The following is a 15,642-nucleotide window of genomic DNA, read 5'->3' as shown; positions in this document are numbered from 1 at the left end:
GGTCGTCATTCTACCTCTTTACGCATCATCTGCCTATACCAAGGGAGAATCCCATCTTGCCGTAAAGCGGATAAGTGACGACTTTCTGCTCTATATTGCAAAGTTATCTGACCGCTTTCTCCTGTGTCGTACCATTCAGACCCCAAACTGGTGTACCTTTCGACGATATCAGGGTGAGGAAGATTCCATCGATTCATTTTATCTAACGATGCAATCGCTATTTGGGGTGAAACACGCTCAATAAATGCCTTTGTAGAAGACGTTTTGCTGCCATGATGAGGAACGATCATGACATCACTTTGCAACATCGCATTATCTCTAGCCAGTAACCATTCACCAACAGCAGTAACATCCCCCGAAAGCAATACGCTGTGAGCATGCTTCATATCTGAAATGCGGACTACACATGAATGCTGATTGAAGGCTCGCTCGACTCGCTTTGGCGGCCATAGCACAGAAAAATGCAGACCTTGCCACTGCCACTCTTCACCGCGCACGCATGCCAAAGCGTCTTTTATATGCTGACTGGTATAGACATTGCGAGGTAGAAGTAGCTGGTCGACATCCTTTCTGCCACCAGCATGATCATCATCAAAATGGCTGTATATCACTGCATCAATCGTGTCTGTCCCCCGTTTTGCAAGCAGCGGTGCAATCACAGAACGAACATAGCTACCGTTCTCCCAACTGCTTCCTGTATCGTAAAGCAAGGTTTTCCCGTCTTTTTCGATCAAAACAGCCAGACCGTGACCAACATCGAGTACATCCATCCGCCAGTCATATGACGGAGTTCTAAACAACAAGGTTGAGATCAGAACTATCGCTAGCAACATTTGGCTAAAGCGGCTTAAAACCATCCGTAGTAGCCAAACTAAGGTCAAAACCAGCATCAACTGAAGCAGCCATTCACTGACGGCAATCCAACCTGAAGTCGCGTAAGGAAGCGCATGCGCCAATGGTTGAAACGAAAAGTCGACGAGTTGCCACAAACCGTCGCTGTAAGGAAAATCAAAGCAAGTACCAATCACAGCAATAAAAAGTACAGGAATGATGAGAAAAGAGAACCAAGGGATAAAAGCAATATTGAACAGGGTTGATACCCAGCTTACTCCACCAAAGAAGTAAGCACTTACAGGTGCCATCATCAGCACCAATATCACCTGCCCTGCGATAAATCGCGTCCACCACTGTTTCCATTGTGCGGTGATTGAACAGAGATAAATAACGATACAAACAGCAATAAACGAAAGCCAGAAACTGCTTGCTAATGAAGCAAACGGGTCTACCATCAAGACTGCCGCTAACGTAAGTAAAATTCGCCGAGATACAGATACATGAATCCGTAAGGCAATTAGCAGCACATTGAGCAGACACATAATCAATGCTCTCTGCGTGGGCAACGTAAAGCCGGCAAGCCACGCATAGCTCACCGCGAAGGATACGCCCAAAATAAAAGGAAGCCAAACGAATACAGGATGGAGCCTCGATACACCTAGGCCAAGTACATACCCTATCCCGAATGCAATGCCTATATGTAGACCTGAAATCGCCACCAGATGAATCAACCCGCTGTTTCTCAGTTGCATCCAATCTGTTTGGCTTAACCCAGAGCGCTCACCGAACATTAAGGCGGTGATCATTCCCTTAAATGGGCTATTTGATATCTGCTTCTGAACCGTGTCGTAAATCCAGTTTCTCAGACTTAATCCGGAGCTAATCTGAAAGCGGGAATTGTTAACGACCGATGCTCTAGCTACCAAACCTTGGCTTAAAGAGTAGGATTCGGCATCAAATCCGACTTCATTTAACCTGCCAACAACAGGTTTCACTTTTACAGCAAATTCAAATTGTTCGCCAATTTGCAACGGCAGAGGTGATATTAAACGAATACGAGGAGAGATCCATGTTGTGACAACATGGTCATTTATTTGATGTACGGCAACAGAACCTTCGTATCCATAACTTATTTGTTTAAAAAAGCTGTCAACTTTTCCTTTTATGGTAATATCCAGCCCTGCTTGAAAAATGCTACTGGATTGAGTTTTTACTACGTTGCCATGTGTTATTATCACGAGCAAAGCGAGTACAATCCCGCCCCAGCTTCTAAGCTTAGTGAATCGAACACTAAGAATGATAAAAAGTGGGCAAAATAGCGCAAAACCCAAATCTGGCATGTTAGGCCAATAGGGCGATGACAAAACAGTGAGCGAAAACGAAGCAAGCGTCCAATTTTTCGATAAGAGAGTCATGGTTCCCTATGCCAAGAAAATTCATCAAAAAATTTATGCCTAACCATGACGTTATTAAGCGTCAAAAGGCATTACAAATTTTTGGCAATGTCCTATATAACCCCAACTTGTGGTGTCTTAATCGACGTTCAGCAGCGGGTGCGTTTGCTGTTGGCCTCTTCATGGCGTTCGTTCCACTGCCAAGTCAGATGATCATGTCCGCGGGTATAGCCATCGCTTTAGGTGTCAATCTGCCGTTATCAGTTGCTCTGGTATGGATTACAAACCCGATAACCATGCCATTCATCTTCTATATCGCCTATAAGCTTGGTGCTTGGTTACTCAATATCCCTCCTCAGAATTTTCATTTTGAACTGTCTTGGGATTTTCTGACACACCAAATGGGCACTATTGCTCCACCGTTCCTGTTAGGTTGCGCGGTTTGCGCGGTTGTGGCATCAGTGGTTGGCTATTTCGGTATTCGTGGCTTATGGCGTTACTCTGTAGTCAGAAGCTGGCAGAGACGACGTACGAAAATAACCTGAAAACCTAAAGAGAAAATAACGGACGTTCTAACTTGAGATGAGCTTATTGCTCAGCAATGAAATGAATGTAGCGCGAACATGGAAAAAGGACCTTTCGGTCCTTTTTTGCTTTTCCATCGTCTAGCTAAAATCGCTAACGCTGGCGTTTTATTTGCTGCTCAGAACAGAGGCCGGATTGAGCTTACTCGCTCTTGAGGCTGGATACCAAGTTGCCAACAAACTTAAGGCAATTGCAGTCCCTGACACTAAGAAAACATCTCCGGCAATCACTTGCGACGGTAAGAAGTCCACAAAGTAGATATCTCCAGATAAAAATTGATGACCAATCAATGACTCTAGAGCTTTCACCATAGGTGTGAGATTTAAAGCCACCAGCACGCCTAACACACTGCCGACAACACCGCCAAGCACACCAGAAAACACGCCTTGCCATACAAAAATACGTTTAACCAAACCATCGCTCGCGCCCATGGTGCGAAGAATCGCGATTTCTGCAGCTCTGTCTTTTACTGCCATCATCAGTGTCGAAACGATGTTGAAACTGGCAACACCAATAACTAGCACCATCACCAGATACATGATGCTACGTACCATTTGTATATCGCGATAAAGGAAACCGAACTTCTGTTGCCAGCTTCGAAGGTAGACGTATTCATTTAGCGTCGTCCCTACTTCTCGCACCACATTCGTTGCTGCCAGCACATTACGCACTTTGATAGAAACACCGGTAACCGCATCGCCCAAGTTTGAATATTGCTGCGCGTCTTCAATCGGCAGGAGTGCCAGACTGTGATCAATTTGTCCATTTAAGGCCAAAAGCCCTGCAATTTTTACTCGTACCCGCTTTGGTGCTTGAACTCTGTTTTCGCTGTTAGAGCTAGGGATCATCAAGGTGATGAAATCGCCAACCTTAGCATCCAATTTATCGGCTACACCTTTGCCCAAAATCACTTGTTGCTGACCAGGTGTAAAATCTTGCCATGCATTATCCGTCACATATTGAGAAAGGCTGGATACCGCTCGCTCCATCTGAGGATCAATACCTCGAACTTCGATGGCTTTGAGCTGAGCGCCTTTTTCTGCCAACGCAGTCATCTTCACATAAGGCGCAGCAGCCTCTACTTCGGAATTTTCATTGGCTTTTTTAACGATGTCCTGCCAGTTATTAATCGGCTGGCGGACACCTTCAAACTCGCCGTGTGGGATTACAGACAGCACTCTGTTTTGCAATTCGCGCTCAAAGCCGTTCATGGCAGAAAGACCGATAATAATCACAGCAACACCCACCGCAATACCGATGGTTGAAGAAAGAGAAATAAAGGAAACCATTTTATTACGCTGTTTTGCACGACTAAAACGGCCGCCAATGAACATTGATAGTGAAGAGAACACTACGCCTCCTCCACATCAAGCAACAATCCATCTTTCATGTGCATCTGGCGATCCATTTTCGCCGCAAGTTCTCCGTCATGGGTTACGACTAGGAAAGCGGTTCCCGATTCTCTGTTCAGTTCACGCATCAGATCATAAATAGACAATGCCGTTGTGTGGTCCAAGTTACCCGTTGGTTCATCAGCCAACACGAGATCAGGTTTGTTGACCAATGCTCGAGCAATCGCAACACGCTGACGTTCGCCACCAGACAATTCCGAAGGACGATGCTCTAAACGGTGACTCAGCCCTACTCGCTCCAGCAAGGCTTGCGCCGCCGCTTTCGCTTCAGAAACTTTCATTCCACCAATGAGAAGCGGCATAGCCACGTTTTCCAGTGCAGAGAAGTCTGCCAATAAATGATGGAACTGATACACAAACCCCAGGTGCTTGTTGCGAATTTTCGCCTGCTTGTTGGAATGTAAACTCGTCAGATCTTGCCCAAGAAACTCAACACTTCCTTCGGATGCATCATCAAGCGCACCGAGAATGTGTAACAGAGTACTTTTACCCGAGCCGGAAGAACCGATAATTGAGACCAGTTCCCCACGCTGAATATCGAAGCTGACGCCTTTTAATACCTGAGTTTGTAGTTCGCCTTCTTGGTAAGTTTTGCAAACTTGGTGACAACGTAAAAGGTTATTCATAACGTAAAGCCTCAGCGGGTTTAACAGATGATGCACGGTAAGACGGGAATAAAGTCGCTAAAAGACTCAGGCATATCGCCAATATCACCACAATAAGAATTTGGGTTGGATTGATCACCACTGGCAATTCGCCACCCAGCGAGAACAGGGCGACACCTAAACTATCCAGAATGGTATTCAGGTTACTCGCCAGCAATACGCCTAAAGTTCCACCTACGATGGCACCAATCACACCACTGCTGGCTCCTTGAACCATGAAAATTGCCAACACTTGGCGGTCTGTCATGCCCTGTGTTTTCAAAATCGCAACTTCGGCCTGTTTCTCCATCACCACCATAATCAGGGCAGAAATAATATTAAAAGCCGCAACACCGACAATCAGTCCAAGCATTAAGCCCATCATGTTCTTTTCCATCCCTACGGCTTGGAAAAGTTCACCACGCTGCTCACGCCAATCTGTCCAATGCCAGCCTTCTGGTAGCTTAGTGTTCGCAAGCTCACCGACGACAAATGGGTCTTCAAAAAACAAACGCCATCCAGATACCGTGTCTTGGTTAAATCTCAGCAGTTTTCCGGCGTCACTGATATGGGTAATCATTAATTGCCCGTCAACATCGGAACCAGTGTTAAAAATTCCCGCAACAGTAAAATTGCGCTGGCTTGGAATACGCCCCAGAGGTGTGAACTGACTGGCTCTGGTGACCATTAATCTGACTTTATCGTGCAGTGATACGTTGAGATTGCGAGCCAATGTATGGCCCAAAAACACTTGGTACTCTCCCGCTTTAAGCGCCGAAAGACTTCCAGCAATCAGATAATCCATAATTGGATCTTTGTCACTAGGCTCAATCCCGACCATGAGCCCCGCAGCTAATTGAGAAGGGCTCTGTATGACCGCTTCGCTACGAACGATGGGTTCAGGGCTACGCTGAGTGGATAGCTGAGTAATAAATTCAGGTGCTTGTGCTGTTAGCGTCGTTTTATCTTGAGCTTGAGAAACAACCGCTTGTGGCAAAACGCCAAGAATGCGACTTTTAAGCTGAGCTTCAAAACCATTCATGACGGAAAGAACGGTAACCAGAGACATCACGCCTATCGTAATACCAGCAGTAGACATATAAGACACGAATCGACTGAACCTATCACCGGAGCGTCCTCTGAGATAACGCAGGCCGATAAAGGTCGATATCGGATGAAACATAATAAAAACCAATAAAATAAGATGCCGATACTGTAACTATAAACCCGCCAAGGTTGTAGCTTTTCTTTGCCAAATCTATGTAAGAGCGCAAATTATTGATGAGGAAGACAAACATTCAATCCGCGAACTTCTCTCTGCTAAGAAAAACCAACATTTACGAGAAAAACAATTATTTGCGCCCGATGGACAGGCATAACTTGATTACTTGGTCGGTATGGCGATAATCAACAAAGAAAAGAAGGAACTTATATGACAGATCAAGAATTTTTCACTGTACATCATGCACTCACTATCAATGTCGAGCCAATGTCGGACGATTTCGTTTTTCCTTCTTATGAGTATTTCGTTGCTGAGATCCCCGCGCCATTTGTCGTTGCCAGCGAGTTCAGTCAGTTGGACCAACTCAATGATGCTGCGAAACTGGAGCTCAAAAACAGTGACTTTAAACATGTTGTCCAGTTGCTGGATACTCAGAACTCAAAGCTGAATCTGTTATTAACCTTCATGTTGTCCCAACAAGATGAACCAGAGCTACGCCACCAAACCACTTCTTTTGGGGCAAGCCAGTTATCCTACTTAACCGATAAAGCACCCGTGGTGGGTACTAAGCTGCGCATCAAGCTATTTATAGAACATCCTGCAGCGGCAATTTATTGCTACGCCACTGTCCATAGCATTGAAGAACACGATGCTGATAAAGTCGTCACCGTAAAATACGATTTACTACGCGACACTGACCAAGACTTGCTGATCAAAGCAGCCCTCTATCAACAGCAAAAACTTCTGCGTCAGCGCTCTTTGGATAGAGATAAAACATAAGCGTTTCCATGACTAAAAATACACTACTCTCTTTGAATCCGGCATCCACTGCCGGAGACAAAAAGCACATAGGTAACCTGAAAGGTGCCAGTTTGGCATTAGCCATCGCTGAAATAGCGAATGGTCATTCAGGACACACATTGTTAGCGGTGCCTGACCCACAAACAGCACTGAAACTGCTTCATGAAATTGAACAGTTCAGCGAGCACGAAGTCGCTCTTTTCCCTGACTGGGAAACCTTACCGTACGATAACTTCTCGCCTCATCAGGAAATTATCTCTGACCGTATCTCCCGACTGTATAAGCTGCCTACGCTAAAGTCAGGCGTTACTATTGTACCGGTAAGCACACTGCTTCAACGCCAAACGCCGCGGGACTTTTTGCTTCAGCACACCTTGATGGTAAAACGCGGCGATCTTTTCTCGTTAGAAAAACTGAGATTACAGCTGGAAAAATCTGGTTATCGCCATGTAGACCAAGTGTTTGGCCCGGGTGAATACGCGAGCCGAGGCTCTATTCTTGACCTGTTCCCTATGGGCAGCTCAGACCCGTATCGTATTGATTTTTTTGACGATGAAATTGATACCATCCGCACGTTCGATCCAGAGAACCAACGCTCAATTGAAGAAATTCAGGAGATTTGTCTGCTTCCGGCGCACGAATTTCCAACAACAGAAAGTGCGATTGAAGATTTTCGAATTCGCTGGCGTCAACGCTTTGAAGCGCGTCGCGAGCCTGAGTCGGTTTACATGCAGGTTTCAAAAGGCACTTGGCCTGCTGGTATTGAATACTGGCAACCACTGTTTTTCGAACAAACCGAGACTCTGTTTGATTATTTGCCAGCGGACAGCCAGCTTATTTCTGTTGGGGATTTAGAAAAATCCATCGACCAATTCTTAACAGACGTCGACTACCGATACGATCAGCGCAAAGTAGACCCACTGCGTCCTTTGCTTCCACCAGAAGAACTGTGGCTTAAGAAAGACGAATTGTTTACACAGTTCAAGGATTTGCCTCATACCGTGATGAGTATCGACCCTGTGGCTGAAAAAGCCGGTCGCACGAATCCTGATATCAGCGCTCTTCCTACGCTTGCTGTTCAACACCAAAACAAAGAACCGATGGCGGCACTGCGTCAGTTCAGCGAACAATTTACTGGCAAGATCATCTTCTCCGTAGAATCGGAAGGTCGGCGTGAAGCTTTGCTTGAACTGTTACAACAGATCAAGCTTCGCCCACACAGTAAAAGCTCATTTAGTGAAGCGCTACAAAGCAGCGATAAATTTGCGCTGATTCTTGGCTCTTCAGAGCATGGTTTTGTTTTTGGAACCGACAAGGTCGCACTGATCTGTGAAAGCGATTTATTGGGTGACCGCGTCATTCAACGTCGCAGAAAAGATCGTAAAACCACCAATAGCGATGCCGTAATTCGCAACCTTGCTGAACTTAAGCCGGGTCAACCTGTGGTTCATATTGACCACGGTATCGGCCGTTACGTCGGTCTGCAGACCTTGGAAGCCGGTGGTTTAACCACAGAATACGTGACACTGGAGTATTTGAATGAAGCCAAGCTCTATGTTCCGGTTTCATCGCTGAATCTGATTAGCCGATACTCAGGCGGCGCGGAAGAGAGTGCGCCGTTACACAAACTGGGCAGTGAATCATGGACAAAAGCTCGTCGCAAAGCCGCTGAAAAGGTTCGTGACGTCGCGGCTGAATTGTTGGATGTTTATGCCAAACGCGAGCTCAAACCGGGCTTTAAGTTCACCCTAGACAGAGACCAGTACGCTACATTCAAAGCGGGATTCCCATTTGAGGAAACCGACGATCAGGCAATGGCAATTAATGCGGTACTGTCTGATATGTGCCAAGCCAAAGCGATGGATCGACTGGTGTGTGGTGATGTGGGCTTTGGTAAAACTGAAGTGGCGATGCGTGCGGCGTTCTTGTGTACGGATAACAACAAACAAGTTGCGGTATTAGTTCCGACTACTCTGCTGGCGCAGCAACACTTTGAGAACTTCCGTGACCGATTTGCCAACCTGCCAATTCGTGTCGAAGTGCTCTCTCGCTTCAAGTCAGCCAAAGAGCAAAAACAAATTCTACAAGATGTGGCTGAAGGCAAAGTCGACATCTTAGTCGGGACGCACAAGCTGCTTTCTAACGATATTAAGTTTGCTGATTTAGGCTTGCTGATTGTTGATGAAGAACACCGTTTTGGTGTTCGTCAGAAAGAAAAAGTGAAAGCGATGCGTGCGGATGTGGATATCCTGACTCTCACAGCAACGCCAATTCCGCGCACATTGAATATGGCAATGAGTGGAATGCGAGATCTGTCAATAATCGCAACCCCACCTGCTCGTCGCTTGGCGATCAAAACCTTTGTCCGTCAAAGTGAAGACAGTGTTGTTCGTGAAGCTGTTCTGCGTGAAATTATGCGTGGTGGTCAGGTGTACTTCCTGCACAACCAAGTCGAAACCATCGAAAAAGTGGCGGAAGACTTAACCAAGCTGGTTCCAGAAGCACGAATTACCACGGCACACGGACAAATGCGTGAACGTGAATTGGAACGCGTGATGAATGATTTCTACCACCAGCGCTTCAACCTGTTGGTGTGTACTACCATTATTGAAACAGGTATCGACGTTCCGACCGCCAACACCATTATTATGAATCGCGCGGATTCGTTAGGTTTGGCACAGTTACACCAATTGCGTGGTCGTGTAGGCCGTTCGCACCACCAAGCTTATGCGTACTTGTTAACACCGCCACCAAAAGCAATCACTAAGGATGCCGTCAAACGTCTTGAAGCTATCGCTTCGTTGGAAGACCTAGGTGCAGGCTTTACGTTAGCCACACACGACTTAGAAATTCGAGGTGCAGGAGAACTGTTGGGCGATGAGCAAAGTGGTCAGATCCAATCTATCGGCTTCACACTTTACATGGAGATGCTGGAACAAGCTGTTGAAGCATTGAAATCAGGTAAAGAGCCATCCTTGGATGACTTACTCCGCGAACAAACAGAGGTGGAAATGCGTTTACCAGCGCTGTTACCGGAAGACTATATTCCTGATATCAATACGCGTTTGTCTATGTATAAACAAATTGCCAGCGTCCATGATGAAAGCGAGCTTGCTGAACTGAAAGTAGAACTGATTGATCGCTTCGGCAAATTGCCAGATGCGGCTTTGAATCTGCTTGCTCTTGCACAACTTAAGCTTGATGCAGCACAACTTAAAATTCGTAAAATTGAAGCCCATGAGAAAGGCGGCTATATCGAGTTCTATCCAAATGCTGACATTAACCCTATGTTTTTGGTTAAACTGTTGCAGTCTCAACCGAAAAAATTTGCAATGGATGGTCCAACCAAATTTAAGTATGCGTTACCATTAGTCGACAGAAGAGAACGAATTCAGTTTGTTGCAGACATGCTGGGCGAATTCCAGCAAAATCTACTTCCAACAGCGTAAAGGCCTCTCAGAAAAGAGGGAAGCCTTAAAAATGATGTAAGGTGCAAAGCACCGAATGACGGAGTCATAATGAAAAAACTGATCCCATTACTGCTTTTACTGGTTTCAATGCCTAGCTTGGCTCAGAGACAGTTTGATATTGAAGTCATCATCTTCAAAAGAGCAGTAGATGCAGAAAAAATCAGCGAATCTTGGCCAGATAACTTGCCTGAAATTAACATGGCTCGAGCTGGCAGCTTTTCTGATGCTGCTTATCGACAGTCGAAAGGCGTTAAAATGCTTGCTTATTCAGATTATCAACTTAATGACCAAGTCCAAGAGTTAAAAAAGCACGCTGGCTTTGACGTTTTGCTACATACTGCATGGCGTCAGGGTGATGAAGGAAGAAGTTCTGCACCTGTATTCCATATTAAGGCAGGCAAAGACTATTCACGTCAATACCGTCCTGATGGCAGCGCCATTAATAGCGCTACTACACAAACATCGATTGATGGCGTGACAGAACAAAGCATTGCTAAGCCATTCTATGAGCTCGACGGCACCTTACAGATTTACGTTCAGCATTATCTCTACGCCGAAGTAATGATGGACTTGAAAGAGCCGAGTGTTCGTGAAGTGTTGATACAGGACACTCCGATGGAGTTGACACCTACTGACGAACAAGCCGACGGCACAGTTCAAGCGGGTAACTTAGCGCCAGTTTCTCCAACGAGACAAGTAGAAAGCTTCTTGAAAAGCTATCGCATAGACCAGAAAAGACGTATGCGCAGTAGCGAAACACACTATCTGGATCACCCTTTGATGGGCATGATTATCCAGGTGAGAAAAGTAGCAGAGCAATAAATATATTGAAGCGCCCTATGGGCGCTTTTTTGTATTCATAAAACCAGAACAACAATTGAGATTACACCATGCTGCCAGACTTTCAGATTGTGACTCAACGACTACAACTAAGGTTACTTAAGCTAGAGGAAGCCGAAGCCTTATCTGGCTGTATTCGTCACTCTCCTTCTCTTCATCAGTGGGTTGACTGGTGTCACGACCAGTTTTCCGCGAAAGATGCCGAACAGTTCATCTTGGCGAACCGTTTAAATTGGGTTAAGGCTGATGCTTACGGCTTTGGTGTGTTTGACAAACAGACGCAGACATTAGTCGGAATGGTCGCGATCAACGAATTCTATCGAGTATTTAATATGGCGAGTTTAGGTTACTGGATTGCCGATAATCATCAGCACAAAGGTTTTGGAAAAGAAGCCGTCGATGCATTAATTGAATTCTGTTTTAGTCAGCTAAAGCTCACCAGAATAGAGATTGTGTGTGATCCTGAAAACTTACCGAGCCAAAATCTGGCATTAGCTTGTGGCGCGTTGAAAGAGCATATAGCCCGCAACCGATTCATGTTTAATGATCAACCCAAAGACGGGATTGTATTTTCTTTAATCCCCGACTGAATATGGGTTAAGTAAACGGATAGCACCAATAACCAAATTACCAGACATAAAAAAATCCCACTGGCTAGTGGGATTTTTAAATTGGAATCAAAACTGATTAGTGCAGTTTTAAGTTCGGACGTAGTACTCGGTTAATACGACCCACCAACATCATCAGACCGGTTTTGAAAATGCCGTGTAGCGCCATCTGATGCATACGGTACAGTGAAATGTACACAACGCGTGCGATACGACCTTCAACCATCATAGAGCCTTTGGTTAAGTTACCCATTAAACTACCCACGGTAGAAAAACGGCTTAGCGAAACCAAAGAACCGTGGTCTTTGTATACATAGGATTTAAGTTCACGACCATTAATCATTGCCACAATATTCTTAAACGCTTGTGATGCCATTTGGTGAGCAGCTTGAGCACGAGGTGGTACAAACGAACCGTCAGCCTGTGTGCATTGTGCAAGGTCACCAATAGCGAAGATATTGTCGTCACGAGTCGTTTGCAGCGTGCCTTTCACCACTAACTGGTTAATACGGTTAGTCTCAAGTCCTGCAATATCTTTCATGAAATCTGGCGCTTTAATACCCGCAGCCCAAACCATAATTTGCGCGGTAATCTTTTCGCCATCTTTGGTTGTCAAACCGTCTTTTTCTGCCTGCGTAACCATGGTTGCAGTGCGTACGTTAACGCCAAGCTTAGTTAGTTCACTGTGCGCCGCAGACGAGATACGAGGAGGCAATGCAGGAAGAATTCGCTCGCCCGCTTCAATCAGGTTTACATTCAGTTTACTTGAGTCGAGGTCACCGAACCCGTAGGTACGAAGTTCTTTAACCGCATTGTGCAATTCTGCTGACAGCTCAACACCAGTCGCACCTGCGCCAACAATCGCGATATCTACCGTACCGTGACCATTTTTCGCGTGCAGTTTCAAAAACTCGTTGTTCATTTCGGTACGGAAACGATGCGCTTGTTCTGGACTATCAAGGAAAATACAGTTCTCACGAACACCTGGGGTGTTGAAATCGTTTGAGGTTGAACCGATCGCCATGACCAGAATGTCATACTCCAGTTCACGCTTTGGCATCAACAGCTCACCATTATCGTCACATAATTCGCTTAGTACGATTTTTTTACTGTCACGGTCAATGGATTCAAGACTTCCTAGCTGGAAATCAAAGCTGTGGTTTTTCGCGTGTGCTCGGTAACTCAGAGCATCTACACCTTCATCCAGCGAGCCTGTAGCAACTTCATGTAATAGCGGCTTCCACAGGTGACTGGATTTTCTGTCTACCAGAGTGATATCTGCTCGGTTTTTACGGCCCAAAGTACGTCCAAGCTTAGTTGCAAGCTCAAGACCACCAGCGCCACCACCAACTACAATAATGCGTGTCACAACAACATTCCTCAAAAATAATGAAAAATCAAAGTTCAGCATGACAAATTCACACTGAAGAAATTCTTAAACTCGTACTAAGCTCAACGATTTGAGGCTAACTATTAATGTTAAGTGTTTGGGACAGAAATGGATTTCAATCTAAATTCTAGGCAAGTTTCATGTCTTGCTCTTTATCGTTTTTTTGATATACATCAAATTTATTTCGAGGCTCACATTATATAGAGCTAAATCCTTCACGCAACCTTATATTCACTCAAAATGTAGGGAAATAAACCATCTGTTACATAATAAAAAACGGCCCACTGTACGGCCGTTATTCATATTCAAAACCAATCAAATCAAGCCATCTTGAAGGCTTTTATCGCTTGGAGATGTTGAGAGATTTTCTTGAATTTATGTGACTGTGTGTCATCCCATATGATGTCGTAATAATCTTCTAATGCTTTCGCCGTAAGTTGATTATCGAGCATCTCATCATTACGTGACAGTATCACTAAGCAGCGACCTTTGTTCTTCACTCGATACTGTTCAACACATTTGGTCGCGATGTCCTCATACTCTTCAGGACGGTCTATTTTGCCAGTCATGTTGGTTTCTGGGTTGAGATTCGGGTTAAAGATCACCTGTTTGATACCGCACAAAAAGCCGATACGTTCAGACCAATATCCCCCTAACCCCACTCCACAAATGATTGGGTTTGGATCATTAGAATGCTCAATCACTTTATGGACTTCTTTCAGCAAGTGCTGCATATCGTGTTTAGGGTGCCGCGTGCTGTAGCTGATAAAACGAACATCGTCGTCAATGAATTGCAGTTGCAGAACTTTTTCGTGGTTCCCTGGACTGGTTGAGTCGAAACCGTGCAAATAAATAATCATAATACTCCCCCGCTCCTTGAGGTTTTAATCTACCACGAACGCTAAGGTTTTAAAGCAAATCGTACGAAAACTAATGAGACATAAACAACAAACAGTGATCCTAACTGCAAAATGTTTCTTTTATTTTAAGAGCCTGATGGTAATAGTGCTCATCTCCCCAAAGCTGGAAAGCAAGCAAATACCAGAGCATTGCCATCATGGCTGTTCTCGGTAACCATGCTTTTGCCCCTTCAATCCAAATATCAATATCTTCTATTTCTCTCAGCTGACAGTAGCGAGCAATGGCTTCCACAGGGTTCTCGCCAGCGACATCAATACTCAGAGCAAGGTCGAGTCTTGGATCAGCAATCGCGGCATATTCCCAGTCGATAACCTTGAGTCCATGCTCGGTTTTCACCATGTTATATCCGGCCAAATCAAAGTGGCACAACGAATAGCCGACATTAGGCAAGCTTGGTGGGTTTCGCCAGTCTCGATAAAGCTTTTCAAATTCAGGAGTTTTAAGGCTCTCTTTAATTTGAAACCAATAATGGTCAACTCGAGCTAAAAATGAGAAAGGCACAACCGGTATTTTGGTCGTATCAATAGAGTGGATTCTAGATTGTATTTTGAGTAACGATTCGAAATTCACTCCTTTGTGGAGTGATTCCCCTTCCACCCATTCAACTAACAGCCCTTGATCACTAATGAATATTGGCGCTGGGCCAATATGTGTCGATTCTATCGCCTTAAGTATTTGGTATTCCTGAAATCGAGAAATAGAAAAGGCCTTGGTGATAGAGGTATTAGGTCGCCAGACATAAGCTTTGCCTTTCTGGCAAACCACTTTCCAGCAGCGATTGGTTAAACCGCCCGTCAGGGTTTGTGCATATTCTGGAGGAAAAGAAAAAAAGTGAGCAACAGACTGCAACGTGAAGTCTAACTGACATGCTTCTAGCCAAGACATTCTAGCCATTGCTCACCTCATTCAATTTTCCACACTAAATGGGATTAAAGACCAAGTAAACTTTTAGACTCTTGCTTACGGATTTCCGTTTCATCAGCCCATTCAATCAGGCCAGTTTGCAGATCCATTAAGCGCATTGTCATCTTGTAGTAAACATCTTTATCGCTTCCCGCATTCTTCACAATGCTGGATAGATTTCCATACAGCATGTACTGAGCACCGACCATTTTACCGAACTGAATCGCAGTGCTTTGGTTTACTAGCTCATCGTTATTCTGGAAGTTAAGCTGTTCGCGAACGGACTCTACACGGTCCATATCAACAAATCGGAACTTGCCTGAATTCAGCATTTTGGTGCTGATGGTGTCAGTGATCGATTCAGTATCAATATGCTCACTGGTTTTATTCTTGATGCGTTCGACAAAAACGATTGGACGAGAGTCACGAGTAATCGCGGCCACTGAGCCGGACATCATCATGCTGTCTACCATCTCACCTGCGATCTTTTGCAGATCCGTTGAACCAAAATCAACGTTAACCGTTTCTACGGCTTGCGCATCACCGTAACTGACTTTGTTTGAACATCCACCAAGAATCACAGCTAATCCAAGCAACGCAATAACACTCTTTTTCATT

At 45.0% G+C, this 15,642-nt stretch carries 13 protein-coding genes; 5 read left to right on the top strand and 8 right to left on the bottom strand.

From position 1 onward, the window contains the following. Window positions 1-5: 5 nt before the first annotated feature. The gene (locus ACRQQK_RS04020; protein WP_457510148.1) at window positions 6-2,249 is read right to left on the bottom strand and encodes a DNA internalization-related competence protein ComEC/Rec2; all 2,244 of its coding nucleotides are present in this window, start codon (window positions 2,247-2,249) and stop codon (window positions 6-8) included. An 8-nt stretch (window positions 2,250-2,257) separates the two neighbouring features. Here ACRQQK_RS04020 and ACRQQK_RS04015 point away from each other — a divergent pair, with 8 nt between their 5' ends. Then, entirely contained in the window at window positions 2,258-2,773 is a 516-nt protein-coding gene (locus tag ACRQQK_RS04015; protein WP_457510147.1) for a DUF2062 domain-containing protein, read from the top strand. A 147-nt stretch (window positions 2,774-2,920) separates the two neighbouring features. Here the strand turns inward: ACRQQK_RS04015 and lolE are convergent, their stop codons facing one another. From lolE to lolC, 3 genes are read right to left on the bottom strand one after another with little or no spacing between them, the layout of a single operon-like run. Further along, complete coding sequence (lolE, locus tag ACRQQK_RS04010) at window positions 2,921-4,165, bottom strand: lipoprotein-releasing ABC transporter permease subunit LolE (RefSeq protein WP_042486715.1); 1,245 nt, start codon at window positions 4,163-4,165, stop codon at window positions 2,921-2,923. Continuing rightward, window positions 4,165-4,851, bottom strand: a complete 687-nt coding sequence (gene lolD, locus ACRQQK_RS04005; RefSeq protein WP_102953892.1) for a lipoprotein-releasing ABC transporter ATP-binding protein LolD — start codon at window positions 4,849-4,851, stop codon at window positions 4,165-4,167. Before lolD ends, lolE begins: the two co-directional genes overlap by 1 nt. Further along, window positions 4,844-6,052 carry a lipoprotein-releasing ABC transporter permease subunit LolC gene (gene lolC, locus ACRQQK_RS04000; RefSeq protein WP_457510146.1) on the bottom strand — a complete coding sequence of 403 codons (1,209 nt, stop codon included), beginning with the start codon at window positions 6,050-6,052 and terminating at the stop codon, window positions 4,844-4,846. The genes lolD and lolC overlap by 8 nt, the downstream gene beginning before the upstream one ends. A 249-nt stretch (window positions 6,053-6,301) precedes the next feature. On the opposite strand from lolC, the gene ACRQQK_RS03995 reads away from it, so the two are divergent. The 4 genes from ACRQQK_RS03995 to ACRQQK_RS03980 all read left to right on the top strand — a co-directional run bounded on the left by ACRQQK_RS03995 (window position 6,302) and on the right by ACRQQK_RS03980 (window position 11,792). After that, the gene (locus ACRQQK_RS03995; RefSeq protein WP_457510145.1) at window positions 6,302-6,871 is read left to right on the top strand and encodes a PilZ domain-containing protein; all 570 of its coding nucleotides are present in this window, start codon (window positions 6,302-6,304) and stop codon (window positions 6,869-6,871) included. A gap of 8 nt (window positions 6,872-6,879) precedes the next feature. Beyond that, window positions 6,880-10,341 carry a transcription-repair coupling factor gene (mfd, locus tag ACRQQK_RS03990; protein WP_457510144.1) on the top strand — a complete coding sequence of 1,154 codons (3,462 nt, stop codon included), beginning with the start codon at window positions 6,880-6,882 and terminating at the stop codon, window positions 10,339-10,341. Between the two features lie 69 nt (window positions 10,342-10,410). After that, complete coding sequence (locus ACRQQK_RS03985; RefSeq protein WP_457510143.1) at window positions 10,411-11,184, top strand: peptidoglycan binding protein CsiV; 774 nt, start codon at window positions 10,411-10,413, stop codon at window positions 11,182-11,184. Window positions 11,185-11,252: 68 nt separating this feature from the next. Next, a complete protein-coding gene (locus ACRQQK_RS03980) occupies window positions 11,253-11,792 on the top strand; it encodes a GNAT family N-acetyltransferase (RefSeq protein WP_457510142.1) in 540 nt (179 codons plus the stop codon). A gap of 97 nt (window positions 11,793-11,889) precedes the next feature. Here ACRQQK_RS03980 and ACRQQK_RS03975 read toward each other — a convergent pair whose 3' ends face one another. The 4 genes from ACRQQK_RS03975 to lpoB all read right to left on the bottom strand — a co-directional run bounded on the left by ACRQQK_RS03975 (window position 11,890) and on the right by lpoB (window position 15,641). Further along, window positions 11,890-13,179 carry an NAD(P)/FAD-dependent oxidoreductase gene (locus ACRQQK_RS03975; RefSeq protein ID WP_457510141.1) on the bottom strand — a complete coding sequence of 430 codons (1,290 nt, stop codon included), beginning with the start codon at window positions 13,177-13,179 and terminating at the stop codon, window positions 11,890-11,892. 341 nt (window positions 13,180-13,520) lie between these two features. Beyond that, the gene (ycfP, locus tag ACRQQK_RS03970) at window positions 13,521-14,060 is read right to left on the bottom strand and encodes an alpha/beta hydrolase YcfP (RefSeq protein ID WP_457510140.1); all 540 of its coding nucleotides are present in this window, start codon (window positions 14,058-14,060) and stop codon (window positions 13,521-13,523) included. Window positions 14,061-14,160: 100 nt separating this feature from the next. After that, window positions 14,161-15,015 carry a phosphotransferase gene (locus ACRQQK_RS03965; protein WP_457510139.1) on the bottom strand — a complete coding sequence of 285 codons (855 nt, stop codon included), beginning with the start codon at window positions 15,013-15,015 and terminating at the stop codon, window positions 14,161-14,163. A gap of 35 nt (window positions 15,016-15,050) precedes the next feature. After that, window positions 15,051-15,641 carry a penicillin-binding protein activator LpoB gene (gene lpoB / locus ACRQQK_RS03960; protein ID WP_102962697.1) on the bottom strand — a complete coding sequence of 197 codons (591 nt, stop codon included), beginning with the start codon at window positions 15,639-15,641 and terminating at the stop codon, window positions 15,051-15,053. Window position 15,642 lies beyond the last annotated feature (1 nt).

The organism is Vibrio sp. C8 (genome assembly GCF_054051265.1).
Note: the sequence above shows the minus strand (reverse complement) of the source record. Positions and strands in the feature narration are given on the sequence as shown.

What these genes read in the sequence shown, in the direction of transcription:
- ACRQQK_RS04020 (WP_457510148.1), bottom strand. Translation starts at nt 2,249, where the DNA reads ATGACTCTCTTATCGAAAAATTGGACGCTTGCTTCGTTTTCGCTCACT.
- ACRQQK_RS04015 (WP_457510147.1), top strand. Translation starts at nt 2,258, where the DNA reads ATGCCAAGAAAATTCATCAAAAAATTTATGCCTAACCATGACGTTATT.
- lolD (WP_102953892.1), bottom strand. Translation starts at nt 4,851, where the DNA reads ATGAATAACCTTTTACGTTGTCACCAAGTTTGCAAAACTTACCAAGAA.
- lolC (WP_457510146.1), bottom strand. Translation starts at nt 6,052, where the DNA reads ATGTTTCATCCGATATCGACCTTTATCGGCCTGCGTTATCTCAGAGGA.
- ACRQQK_RS03995 (WP_457510145.1), top strand. Translation starts at nt 6,302, where the DNA reads ATGACAGATCAAGAATTTTTCACTGTACATCATGCACTCACTATCAAT.
- mfd (WP_457510144.1), top strand. Translation starts at nt 6,880, where the DNA reads ATGACTAAAAATACACTACTCTCTTTGAATCCGGCATCCACTGCCGGA.
- ACRQQK_RS03985 (WP_457510143.1), top strand. Translation starts at nt 10,411, where the DNA reads ATGAAAAAACTGATCCCATTACTGCTTTTACTGGTTTCAATGCCTAGC.
- ACRQQK_RS03980 (WP_457510142.1), top strand. Translation starts at nt 11,253, where the DNA reads ATGCTGCCAGACTTTCAGATTGTGACTCAACGACTACAACTAAGGTTA.
- ycfP (WP_457510140.1), bottom strand. Translation starts at nt 14,060, where the DNA reads ATGATTATTTATTTGCACGGTTTCGACTCAACCAGTCCAGGGAACCAC.
- ACRQQK_RS03965 (WP_457510139.1), bottom strand. Translation starts at nt 15,015, where the DNA reads ATGGCTAGAATGTCTTGGCTAGAAGCATGTCAGTTAGACTTCACGTTG.
- lpoB (WP_102962697.1), bottom strand. Translation starts at nt 15,641, where the DNA reads ATGAAAAAGAGTGTTATTGCGTTGCTTGGATTAGCTGTGATTCTTGGT.